Below are 12,790 nucleotides of genomic sequence, written 5' to 3' on the forward strand. Positions count from 1 at the left end.
TATTGATTGGTGCATAAAGGGGCGTATAAAAAAAGCCAGATCATAATTTTGTGATCTGGCTTTTTACTGATTTTTGATCAGGTATTTTATTAGCTTAATTTAGCTAAGGCATCTTTAATTCTGCTAACGGCCTTTCTTAATTGCTCTTCTGAGGCAGCGTACGAGATACGGATACAATCTTCATTTCCGAAAGCTTCACCGGTAACAGTAGATACGTGTGCTTCATTTAAAAGATATAAAGAAAGGTCTTCTGCGGTTTTGATAACCGTTTCGCCATTCTTTTTACCGAAATAAGCTTTTACTTCAGGGAAGAAATAAAAGGCTCCGTCCGGAAGGTTTACTTTGATACCAGGGATTTCCTTAAGTAAAGCATAAACGATATCTCTACGTTTTCTGAATTCACCAACCATTGTGTTTACAGATTCTAAACCGCCCAGGTACGCTCCTAAAGCTGCACGCTGTGCAATTGAAGAAGTTCCTGAAGTGATTTGTCCTTGTAATTTATCGCAGGCGTTCGCAATTTCTTTGTTTGCAGCCATATACCCAACTCTCCAGCCTGTCATAGCATAAGACTTAGAGAAACCATTGATAAGGATTACCCTATCTTTTATAGAATCAAATTCGGCTATAGAAGCATGTTTTCCAACGAAGTTGATGTGCTCATAAATCTCATCAGAGATGATATAGATGTTTGGATGCTTTTCAAATACTGCAACCAGATCAGCAAGCTCTTCTTTACTGTAAACCGATCCTGTAGGGTTACATGGTGAAGAGAACATGAATAATTTAGTTTTAGGGGTAATGGCAGCTTCTAGTTGTGCTCCTGTTATTTTAAAGTTGTTTTCAACAGTTGCATTGATAAAAACAGTTTCACCTTCAGCAAGTTTAATCATTTCTGAATAGGATACCCAGTAAGGGGTAGGAACAATAACTTCATCTCCGGGATCAATCAGACACATTACTGCATTGGCTAATGATTGTTTAGCGCCTGTAGAAAGTACAATCTGGTCGAAAGTATAAGTTAATCCATTTTCCTTTAAAAGCTTGTCAACAACAGCCTTACGCAATTCAGGGTAACCTGAAACGGGGGTGTAGTAAGAGTAGTTTTCGTCAATTGCTTTCTTGGCTGCCACCTTTACATCGTCAGGTGTAAAAAAGTCAGGCTCACCAAAGCTTAAGTTGATAACGTCTATCCCTTTTGCAGATAGCTCTCTCCCTAACTTCGCCATTTTAATGGTTTGTGACTCAGATAGGTTGTTGATTCTTTTTGATAAAAATGTCATAATGATGAATGCGCAAGCAAATATTATTTTGTGAAATAGCAAATATATAAACCTAACGGTATTATAAACTAAAAAAAATACTTTTTATCATAATTTCATAGGTAAACCGTATTTTTGGCTGCTAAACTCAGCAATTTGCAACCTAAAAAGAAAGCCATATTAATTGCGTTATGCGTAAGCATAGTGCTAATGCTGGCTAAATTTGTCGCCTATTTTATTACACATTCGAATGCTATACTTACTGATGCTGCAGAAAGCATTGTAAATGTACTGGCAAGTAGCTTTGCATTTTACAGTATTTACCTTGCCACTTTGCCGAAGGACGAGAATCATCCATATGGTCATGGAAAGGTGGAGTTCTTTTCAGCATTTATTGAGGGCGTTCTTATTGCCATTGCAGGACTTATTATTGTCTTTAAATCGGGGTATGATTTGATCTATCCTAGACCAATTGTGCAGCTTTTTGAAGGGGCCAGCATTATTGGGGTAACAGGTGTTGTTAATCTTATTGCAGGGTATTACTTAATTAATACCGGAAAGACTCACAAATCTATTACCCTTGAAGCAGATGGAAAACACTTGTTAACTGATGCGATTACCAGCGCGGGATTGGTTGTAGGGATTATTTTGATTCAGCTGACGGAAATTTTCTGGCTGGATAGTGTGATTTCAATTGTTTTGGGCTTATATATCTTATATAATGGCTATAAATTAACCAGGCGTTCAGTAGGTGGCTTAATGGACGAAAGTAATGTTGATTTGGTAGAGAATATCATAGATATACTTCAAAAAAACAGAAAAGATCCCTGGATAGATGTACATAATTTAAGAGCACAACAATATGGAGCTGATTTGCATATCGATTGCCACATTACCTTGCCTTATTATTTTGATTTAAACAGGGTTCATAAGGAGGTATCTGAAATAGATAAAACGATAAATGGTAATGCGGATCGTAAAACTGAGCTTTTTATCCATACTGATCCATGTTTGCCGGCTTGCTGTAATTACTGTCACATGAAAGAATGTCCCGTAAGGCAGGAGGCTTTCAGAGGAGAGATCAAGTGGACTTTAGAAAATGCGACTAAGAATCAAAAACATTTTAACCAATAATGAGCTATTTTAATGTTAGGGTATATGGGGTATTGATCAATATCAACAATGAGGTGTTGATTAGTGATGAGCAGTCGGGCGGACGTATTTTTAGTAAATTCCCAGGTGGTGGTCTTGAGCTCGGCGAAGGTCTTACTGATGCGCTTAAAAGGGAGTTTATGGAAGAATGTAATGCTGAGATAGAGGTGTTAGGTCATCTTTATACGACTGATTTTTATGAGCAGTCTTCTTTTAACGACAGCCAGATTTTGAGTATTTATTATTTTGTTAAAGCAGTACATCCTTTAGTTCTGAATTTTAAAACTGAGTCATTTGATTTTGATGAGGGCTCTTTGCAATCCTTTAGGTGGATTGCATTGGATAAGCTAAAGACAGATGATGTGACTTTTAAAACGGATAAAACGGTAGTTGACTTATTATTGAAACAATACGATCTATGAGTTTAGCATCACGTGATGCACAGGTGATCTGGCATCCATATACACAAATGAAGAATCCATTGCCCCACATTCCGATTGTAAAGGGAGAAGGCGTGTATCTATTTGATGAAACAGGGAAAAAGTACATTGATGCCGTTTCCAGCTGGTGGGTAAATATTCATGGTCATGCACATCCATACATTGCAGCTAAGGTTGCCGAACAGTTAAATACACTTGAACATGTGATATTTGCGGGTTTTACACATGAGTCTGCAGTGCAGCTTGCTGAACGCATATTGCCATTGCTCCCTGGAAATCAATCAAAAGTTTTTTACAGCGATAATGGCTCTACTGCGGTAGAGGTTGCCCTTAAAATGTGTTTACAATATTGGGTAAATACCGGTAAACAGGTTCGGAAAAAGGTTATTGCATTTAAAGAAGCTTATCATGGTGATACCTTTGGTGCCATGTCTGTTAGCGGGCGTAGCATATTTACTGATCCATTTAACCAGTTATTGTTTGATGTAGAGTTTATTGATCTGCCTAATGCCGAAAACATAGCGCAACTAAAGTCGAGGATCAATGACCTTGCTAATGAGGTAGCTTGTTTTATCTTCGAGCCAATGGTTCTTGGAGCCAGTGGAATGCTGATGTATGAGGCTGAATATCTTGATCAGTTGCTGGAGACCTGCCAGAAACATGGTATTTTAACCATTGCGGATGAGGTAATGACCGGTTTTGGTCGCACCGGGAAATATTTTTCTTGTGAAGCATTGCAGCGGAAACCAGATATTTTTTGTCTTTCCAAGGGGTTAACAGGAGGAACAATGCCATTGGGGATTACCACATGTAATGCAACTGTGTTTAATGCTTTTTTAAGTGATGATAAACTGAAAACTTTATATCATGGACATTCATTTACGGCAAACCCGGTCGCTTGTGCTGCTTCATTAGCTAGTCTTGATATTTTATTGAAACCGGAAACCTTACAGAACATTCAAAGAGTGGAAGCGCAACACAGGGAGTTTGCAGAAAGTATTAAAGGACATCCTAAGTTGAAAGACATCAGGCAGACTGGAACTATACTGGTTATGGAGTGGGAGACCGGCAACGATACCTCATATTTGAGTGGATTAAGAGATAAGTTGTACTTGTACTTTTTAGAACGCGGAATTGTATTACGGCCACTGGGCAATGTGTTATATATTTTGCCGCCTTATGTAATCAGTAATGAAGATCTGGCGTATATTTACCAAAATATTTTACAGGCACTAAAAGATATATAAATATGCAGATCCAGGCAATTTTGGAGAATATAGTTAATGATAATGTACTGCACGCTAAATGGCTGAATACACTGTCCTACATGGAAAATGCTGGTGCAAAAAAGATTTCAGCATCAGAGCATAAAGAACAGGTGAATCTGATCATTCTTAAACATGCAGCTGAGGAACACCGCCATGCGTATTACCTGAAGAAGCAATTGGATAAGTTGGATGGGAACCTGTGCAAAACATATACTAATGAGGAGCTTTTAAGCCCCAACCATACCAAGTTCTACTTAAATGCGCTCGATGTAGCTGTGTGCAGATATTTAAAACAGCATTTTAATTTGAGTGGCTATGAATTGAAGTTTGCTGCGTATTTATTTGTTACTTATGCAATTGAAGTGCGGGCCGATGAGTTATATCCTATTTATCAGGATGTGTTAACCAGGGCAGGAAGTAAGGTGAATGTAAAATCTATCATTTTAGAGGAAGAGGGACATTTGGAAGAGATGTTGAACCAACTTAAAACATTCTCATCGGATTGGGAAAAACATGCTGAGTTGATCATAGGAATAGAGCAGGAAATGTTTGCTGACTGGATACAGAACTTAGGTAAACTGGTCGCTTAATTATAAAAATCATCTTCTTAAAACCCGCTTTGTAATCATTTGCAAGGCGGGTTTTTGTTTTTGGAGAAAAACTTTAACTGCCAGGGCTACGAAATAAATATCCATTTCGGTGTGGAGTCTTAGTTAAAACATGTGTATTTTATTAAGAAAATAACGCATGAAAGAAAATAATAATTATTTAAATTGTAAAATTTTACTCGAGAAATTATCTAATGGTGAGATCTTTAACAAAGATGTAACAATTTCATCCAGGTCTGAAGCTGATCTGTTGATGATTGATAATTTGTTAACTTATTTACGTGGGTATTTGGATTATACATCCGAGTTTTGTACTACGTTATTGCCTATGCTTGAGATTAGAATCCTGGAAAAAATGACAATGTTTGGTGTGGAGGGTGATGGATGTACTGATGTTTTTTGGTTGCAATCTGGGTATGGGCGTTATTTTATTAACACAACTGATGAGGAAGGATTACCTGTTGAAGAAACGATAGATTTTTGTAAGCCGGGTAAAATACTGGTTATATCTGAGTGCCTTTTTAATGGAGAGATTCGTAATTTTAATTTGCAGTTGGCTTCTGGGGCAGTGGTTATACCTTTACCAAAAAAGTGTTTTGAAAGTTTGAAGTTGAATGCTCTTGAAGTGGAAGAATTAGCTAATAAAATTATTGCACTGGATAAACAGGATACTTTTGTGGAAATGAAAATGAGAAAGATGAAACCAAGAGAAAGGTATCAAGAGTTTCTGAGGATTTTTGGGGTTGAGATTGAACAATATTTTGCGGTAAAACATATTGCCAGTTATTTAGGAATGCAACCATCTTACCTGAGCAGGTTGCGTGGTGAAAATTTTAAAAAGAAATCTGATTAAAAAAAGTATCTACAGGCAGTTTTTTTAATTGTTGGCTTAATCTAATTTGCCTTCAATTAAAAAAACTGTATGCCTTTCAACTTAGACGAATTAGATCTCAAATTATTGTTTCATTTACAACAAAATGCACGAATCAGTGTTCAGGAAATTTCCAGGAAGATTCATCTATCTCCCAGTGCTGTAAGCGCGAGAATAAGGCGGTTAGAAGACAAGGGATACATTAAACAATACGTAACGATTTTGAACAAATCAATGGTTGACAGAAAGCTAATGTCTTTTACAGGAGTGCGTTTAAATCACAATAGCAATACGAATCTGGAGTCTTTTAAAGAGTTTGTAAAGCGCATTCCTGAGGTAATCAATTGCTATCATGTTAATGGTATGTTTGACTTTTTACTACATATTTTGGCAACTGATATGCAAGACTATCGCAATTGTTTGGTTAATACATTAGCTAAATTTGAAAGCGTTAGTGAGCTGATCACTTTTTTTGTGCTGGATGAAGTAGGGGTTGGTCAGGTAATTGATTTAACTCATCTGCTCATCAGATTTAATCGAAATCAAACCGGCATGAATTAGCACGGATAAGGTTTTATGCTAAAATCGCTGATTAACTAGCCAATAGAATACCTGAAAAAGCTATTGAAAATCTTCAAATTGCACTAGCCAATTTGAAACCCGGTTAATAATATGAGGATTTTTTTTACCAGAACAATTATTATTGCTTCTGCTGTTTGTCTTAGTCAGGCCTTATGCTATGGACAACAGGGAGGGACATTGCTAAAGCAGACTGATAGATGGGCTATCCAGCCCAATGGAAGTATTACCTGGGAGATTAACAACACTGTACCGCATACAGATGATATTGAAATGTCGGGAGAAAAGGTGGCAATATGGGTTGAATATGGATTGGATAACCTTAAAAGATCTAAAATTAGCAGAACACTGGTATTTCCTACTTTTCGCATGTTACCAGATGGAACCAGAACACATATTAGCTATTCATTTCAGGACGTTGAACTTCCCCGATTTTATATCAGCAACAAATTGTTTGATTTTTCCAGTGCTAAAAGCAATAAAAAGGGGAGTATAGGCTATGATATTAAAAATATAAACCATAAAGGTATCATGCGTGTAAACGCAGAAATAGGAGAACCTGTTTTGTGTACCATGGAGCGGAGCTTTTATCCCTCAGTTGATCAGCCTATGGCTATTGAAAAATTTGTCTTTACCAATGTATCTGATGCGGATCTTCCTATTACAATGGAATATTTGAGGCGCGAGGTAAGGACAGATCCTTCAAGGAGCAAGGTGCAGTCGCATAGTGTAATAATGGGAACCATAGGTGATGGAAGCAAGATCTTAAAACCTGGAAAGTCGGCAACCTTTGCTGTTTATTACCTGGCTACAGACCATCCTGATCAGTTACCGGTAATTAACCCTGATGTAGAAGAGCAAAAAAGAATAGCTAGAATTGACGAGATTGAGGCCCCTTTAAAATTGGAAACTCCGGATCGGGTATTAAATACAACCTTCGATTTTGCTAAGCTTCGAGCTACTGAAAGTATTTATAAAACAAAAGGCGGTTATATGCATGGCCCCGGTGGTCTGGCTTATTATGCAGCTATATGGGCCAATGATCAGGCGGAATACATCAATCCTTATTTTGCTTTTTCGGGTGATAAGAAAGGTAATCTTTCAGCAATGAATGCATATGCATGGTTTGCAAAGTATATGAATCCTGATTACAAAGCGATCCCAAGTTCTATTGTAGCTGAAGGCGATGCGGTCTGGAAAGGTGCCGGAGATCGGGGAGATCAGGCTATGATTGCTTATGGTGCTTCTCGCTATGCATTGGCCAATGGCAATATAGATTCGGCGCGTAAACTATGGCCTTTAATTGAATGGTGTTTAGAGTATAGTAAACGTAAATTAAATTCAGAGGGGGTTGTGACTTCTGATAAAGATGAATTGGAAGGACGTTTCCCAGCAGGTAAGGCTAACTTGTCTACTAATACTTTATACTATGATGCATTACGTTCAGCAACATTACTTGGGCGGGCATTAAATAAACCTGGAAGTCAGACTGATACTTACCGCAAAGAGGCTGATGCATTAAAAGCAAACATAGAAAAGTATTTCGGTGGCAATGTAGAAGGCTTTGAAACCTATAAGTATTACGAAGGTAATGATGTATTGCGTGCATGGATCTGTTTGCCTTTAACTATGGGGATTTTTGATCGAAAACAAGGCACCATTGATGCCTTGTTCTCGCGAAGATTATGGACTATGGATGGGCTGGCTACACAGGCGGGAAAGGAAACTTTCTGGGACAGATCGACGCTTTATGCATTAAGAGGGGTGTTGCAAGCCGGAGAAACTGAAAAAGCAATAGATTTTATCAAATACTATTCGAGGCGGAGGTTGCTGGGAGATCATGTCCCTTATGCGGTAGAGGCTTATCCTGAAGGTAATCAACGTCATCTATCGGCTGAAAGCGGTTTGTATTGCCGCATCTTTACAGAAGGATTGTTTGGTATGCGCCCTGTTGGTTTCAACAGTTTTGAATGTGCTCCAAGGTTACCTAAAGACTGGAATAATATGGCTTTAAGGAATATTCATTCTTTTGGGAATGTATTTGATCTGGAGGTTGCTCGTGCCGGCAAGGGTAATTTATTGGTAACCATTAAAAAGGGCGGTAAAGATTACAAATATCAAATTAAAGAGAATGCAACTCAACTGATTAAACTATAATAGAAACCAATTAAACATGACTAAATATATAGCCTGCTTTCTTTTATTTTTTGCCATTGGCAGGGATGTCAATGCGCAACAAGAAAAACAGATCGTTGTTGAAACTAAAAACACCACACTTATTTTTACCATCTCCTCCGCCCAAAAGTTGTATCAAAGTTATCTGGGACAAAGGCTTATCAATCCTGCAGACCAGCATTTTTTGCAATCTACACGTAAGGAAGCGTATATCGGAGCAGGTATGGCTGATCTTTTTGAGCCAGCTATCCGTATGGTACACAGTGACGGTAACCCTTCACTGGATTTAAAGTATGCAGGTCAGAAGACTAACAAGGAGGACAACAATGTAACCACCACTTCTATCACATTAAAGGATCCACAGTATCCGGTAGAGGTGGTATTACACTTTTCAGCTTATTATAATGAAGACATTATTAAAGAGTGGACAGAAATAAAGCATAATGAGAAAAAACCGGTTACATTAACCAATTATGCTTCTTCAATGCTGCATTTTGATGCTTCGAAATACTGGTTGAGCCAGTTTGACGGTGATTATATGACAGAGATGAGGATGAAGGAAAGTCAACTGACCCCGGGGATAAAAATACTGGATAGTAAGTTAGGTACCAGGGCACAAATGTACCGCTCACCTTGTTTTTTTCTTTCTTTGAATAAGCCATCTGATGAAAATAGTGGCGAATTAATTGCTGGTACATTGGCCTGGTCTGGTAATTTCCAATGTTCCTTTGAAATTGATCAGCAAAACTCGTTGCGGATGATTACTGGTATGAATCCTTATGCTTCTGAGTATAAATTACAACCCGGAAAGACCTTTGAGACCCCTGCATTTATATTTACTTACACCAAAAATGGTAAGGGTGAGGCCAGCAGAAACTTACATCGCTGGGCCAGAAATTATGGCGTATTAGATGGTAATAAGCCAAGATTAACACTTTTAAACAATTGGGAAGCCACACATATGGACTTTAACCAGGACGTATTGGTTGAGTTGTTTGATGGAGCGAATAAATTGGGAGTAGACCTGTTTTTATTGGATGATGGCTGGTTTGGTAATAAATATCCAAGGGATGCGGATAAAACAGCGTTAGGCGATTGGCAGGTTGACAAGAAAAAACTGCCTAGTGGAATCGGCTACCTGGTTAGTGAAGCTAACAAAAAGCATTTGAAGTTTGGAATTTGGCTGGAACCGGAAATGATAAGTCCTAAAAGCGAATTATATGAAAAACACCCGGAATGGATATTGAAATTGCCAAATAGGGAAGAGGCCTATTCGCGCAATCAATTGGTTCTTGATCTGGTAAATCCTAAAGTTCAGGATTTTATATATGATATGGTAAATGATCTGGTAACCAAGAATCCGGGTATTGCTTTTATCAAATGGGATTGTAACCGAATGCTGACCAATACCTACTCTCCATTTTTAAAAGAAAACCAAGGCAATTTGTTTATCGATTATAACAGAGCCTTATTTGATGTTTTAAAGCGTTTAAGGGAGAAACACCCACACTTACCTATTATGCTCTGTGCCGGTGGTGGCGGAAGGGTTGATTATGGAGGTTTAAAGTACTTTACAGAGTTCTGGCCTAGTGACAATACTGATGGTATGGAACGTGTATTTATACAATGGGGATACCTTAACTTTTTCCCGGCTTTAACTGTTTCCAGTCATGTAACCTCAATGGGAAAGCAATCTTTGAAGTTCCGTACCGATGTAGCAATGATGGGGAAAATGGGTTATGATATACGTGTTAAAAATCTTACGGATCAAGAGATTAAATTCAGCAATCAGGCTGTCAAAACCTATAAAGGAATCAGTGATGTCATCTGGTTTGGTGATTTGTACCGCCTGGTTTCTCCATATGAAGAGAATAGAGCTGTTTTGATGTACGCAGATCGCGACAAAAACAAGGCCGTGCTTTTTAACTACCTGCTTAATTTTAGGCGTAAAGAATATATGGGTAAGGTGCTTTTACAAGGACTTGATCCGATGAAAAGGTATAAAATACAAGAAATTAATCTTTTGCCTGATACTAAATCTACTCAGGCGGAGGATGGAAAAGTTTACAGTGGTGATTACCTGATGAAAGTAGGATTGAACCTTTCGGCTGGTAAAATAGCACCTTTAACCAGTGCGGTATTTGAACTTGTTGCAGAAAAATAAACTATGAAACGAATTGTAATCTTGTTGTTGCTGTCAGGTCTTTTTCAGCAGACCTATGCACAAATCCAAAATAAAATAAACTGGGACAGTTTTATGTCCCGTAATGACTTAATTTTTGACTCCTTATCTACCAAATGGGAGGAGGGGGCTTTTTTGGGCAATGGTTTACTAGGTGTGATGGTATACCGTGAGGATGCAAATACCTTAAGGTTTGATCTTGGCAGAACGGATGTGGTGGAGCATGTGGAGGGAATTAATGCATCTATTGGAAGATGCAGGCTACCTATTGGGAGATTTTTGATGGAAGTAAAGGGGACTATTAAAAATGTCAAACTGCGCCTGGATTTACTTCATGCCGAATTATCCGGAACGATTACTACCGATAAGGGATTGATTCATTTTAGCGGACTCGTGGCAGCAACGAAGGATGTAATAATTTTAAATACACGTACAGAACAAAACGAAAAATTAGTTACCTGGCGTTGGAAGCCGGAATTGGCTTTAAGTCCATTTTTGGCTTTGGGGCGTGATAGTGCTTCAAAATATCCGGTTAATCCACCTTATCGAATGTTTAAGGAAAATGGGATCAATTATAACCATCAGGTTTTAGCTGCAGGTGGTAGCTATACCACTGCATGGAAGAACACTGAAAATGGGAACACCAATTCGTTGTTGATTACTATTGCAAGTACCTATCCTAAGGATGGTTCGAAGGAATTAGCAAAGCAAGTTTTAAATTCAGTTACTCCTGCTACTGTGGCAGGAATTACTGCTGCACATAGAGCGCACTGGCTTAATTTTTATCAAAAGAGTTTTATTTCTGTTCCGGATGCCCGTTTGGAAAGCTTCTGGTGGATTCAACAATATAAAATGGCCTCTGCAACCCGGATTGGTGCTTATCCAATAGATTTAATGGGACCGTGGTATAAAACTACCCCATGGCCTAAATACTGGTGGAACTTAAATATTCAACTCACATATTATCCATTTTTTAGTTCTAATCATGTGGAGCTGGTTGCCCCATTGATGAAGATGATTAATGATCATATTGACAATTTGTCTAAAAATGCGCCCCAGCCTTATCAGCATAATTCTGCCGCATTGGGGAGGTCAGGGCCTTATACAATGACTTCGGGGATTAAGGTTTTAAAGGGTAATGACAGCACAGGAAACAGTGCTGCATCACTGGAATTGGGTAACCTGACCTGGCTCTTGCATGTTTATTATCAGGCTTATGAACATACCATGGATAAAAGGATCATTAAAAATCTTTATCCTGTATTAACGAGATCCATTAATTATTACTTGAATATTATGGATAAGGAAAGCGATGGTAAATACCACCTTCCTTATACTTATTCTCCTGAATACCCAAAAGGTATTACAAGAGATGCAAATTACGACTTATCATTGTTTCATTGGGGCTTAAAGACTTTGCTATACATTAATGAAGAACTTGGTTTAAAAGATCCACTTGCAGCAAAATGGCAAGAGGTCCTAACCAATTTAACTCCATATCCGCAGGATAAATTGGGCTATCGCATCGGTCGTGATGCTGACTTCTCTATTTCTCACCGCCATTATTCACACCTGCTGCAAGTTTATCCAATCTATGATGTAAACTGGGATCAGTTAGAAAACCGGGATCTGATTAAAAGATCATTAAGCCAGTGGGAAAATAATGCTGCCGCATGGAGAGGGTATTCTTATACGGGGTCTGGTTCTATTTATGCAATGATGGGCAATGGAAATAAAACACATCAGCTGCTGAATGAGATGATGAAGGGGAAATTCAGCATTAAACCAAATACGATGTATATGGAAGCCGGACCGGTAATAGAAACACCACTTTCGGCCGTAACGACCATGAATGAGATGCTTTTACAAAGTTGGAATGGGATAATCAGACCATTCCCTGCCGTTCCGGACAGTTGGAAAGATGCTACATTTTACGACTTGAGCGCAAAAGGGGCTTTTTTGGTAAGTGGAAGCAGGAGGAATGGGGTAACTGAGTTTATAAGGGTTAAAAGTCTGGCAGGGGCTCCTTGCTTAGTTAAAACAGATTTAAAGGGTTTTGTAAAAGCCATAGGTAAACGTCAGTTTAAGCTTACGCCACAGGCAAATGGAGTGGTTAAAGTTGATTTGAAGGCAGGAGAAGAAGCAGTTTTGTATGCAGGAAAGAAGCCGATTGATTTTACACTTGATGCAGTAAATTCAGATGGCAAAAATTACTGGGGATTGAAATGACAATTAGGAAATAAATAATGATCC

Annotated in this window: 10 protein-coding genes; 9 read left to right on the forward strand and 1 reads right to left on the reverse strand. The window is 38.4% G+C overall.

Translation table 11 applies throughout. The features are described from left to right. Window positions 1-89: 89 nt before the first annotated feature. Window positions 90-1,283 (reverse strand): pyridoxal phosphate-dependent aminotransferase, encoded by a 1,194-nt coding sequence (locus P0Y49_07435; GenBank protein WEK20969.1) that lies wholly within the window; start codon window positions 1,281-1,283, stop codon window positions 90-92. A gap of 114 nt (window positions 1,284-1,397) precedes the next feature. On the opposite strand from P0Y49_07435, the gene P0Y49_07440 reads away from it, so the two are divergent. The 9 genes from P0Y49_07440 to P0Y49_07480 all read left to right on the forward strand — a co-directional run bounded on the left by P0Y49_07440 (window position 1,398) and on the right by P0Y49_07480 (window position 12,766). Further along, window positions 1,398-2,396, forward strand: coding sequence for a cation diffusion facilitator family transporter (locus tag P0Y49_07440; protein ID WEK20970.1), 999 nt, complete (start codon window positions 1,398-1,400; stop codon window positions 2,394-2,396). Beyond that, on the forward strand, window positions 2,396-2,836 hold the full coding sequence (locus tag P0Y49_07445) for an NUDIX domain-containing protein (protein WEK20971.1): 441 nt from the start codon (window positions 2,396-2,398) through the stop codon (window positions 2,834-2,836). Before P0Y49_07440 ends, P0Y49_07445 begins: the two co-directional genes overlap by 1 nt. Beyond that, window positions 2,833-4,101 carry an adenosylmethionine--8-amino-7-oxononanoate transaminase gene (gene bioA / locus P0Y49_07450; GenBank protein ID WEK20972.1) on the forward strand — a complete coding sequence of 423 codons (1,269 nt, stop codon included), beginning with the start codon at window positions 2,833-2,835 and terminating at the stop codon, window positions 4,099-4,101. The genes P0Y49_07445 and bioA overlap by 4 nt, the downstream gene beginning before the upstream one ends. 2 nt (window positions 4,102-4,103) lie before the next feature. Next, the gene (locus tag P0Y49_07455; GenBank protein ID WEK20973.1) at window positions 4,104-4,712 is read left to right on the forward strand and encodes a hypothetical protein; all 609 of its coding nucleotides are present in this window, start codon (window positions 4,104-4,106) and stop codon (window positions 4,710-4,712) included. Window positions 4,713-4,869: 157 nt separating this feature from the next. Continuing rightward, the gene (locus P0Y49_07460; protein WEK20974.1) at window positions 4,870-5,583 is read left to right on the forward strand and encodes a hypothetical protein; all 714 of its coding nucleotides are present in this window, start codon (window positions 4,870-4,872) and stop codon (window positions 5,581-5,583) included. Window positions 5,584-5,652: 69 nt separating this feature from the next. Next, entirely contained in the window at window positions 5,653-6,162 is a 510-nt protein-coding gene (locus tag P0Y49_07465) for an Lrp/AsnC family transcriptional regulator (GenBank protein ID WEK20975.1), read from the forward strand. 111 nt (window positions 6,163-6,273) lie between these two features. Continuing rightward, window positions 6,274-8,337, forward strand: a complete 2,064-nt coding sequence (locus tag P0Y49_07470) for a hypothetical protein (protein ID WEK20976.1) — start codon at window positions 6,274-6,276, stop codon at window positions 8,335-8,337. Window positions 8,338-8,353: 16 nt separating this feature from the next. Next, window positions 8,354-10,519 (forward strand): alpha-galactosidase, encoded by a 2,166-nt coding sequence (locus P0Y49_07475; GenBank protein WEK20977.1) that lies wholly within the window; start codon window positions 8,354-8,356, stop codon window positions 10,517-10,519. Between the two features lie 3 nt (window positions 10,520-10,522). After that, a complete protein-coding gene (locus P0Y49_07480) occupies window positions 10,523-12,766 on the forward strand; it encodes a hypothetical protein (GenBank protein WEK20978.1) in 2,244 nt (747 codons plus the stop codon). Window positions 12,767-12,790: the final 24 nt, after the last annotated feature.

The sequence above is a fragment of the Candidatus Pedobacter colombiensis genome (genome assembly GCA_029202485.1).
In the GTDB taxonomy this organism is placed as follows: domain Bacteria; phylum Bacteroidota; class Bacteroidia; order Sphingobacteriales; family Sphingobacteriaceae; genus Pedobacter; species Pedobacter colombiensis.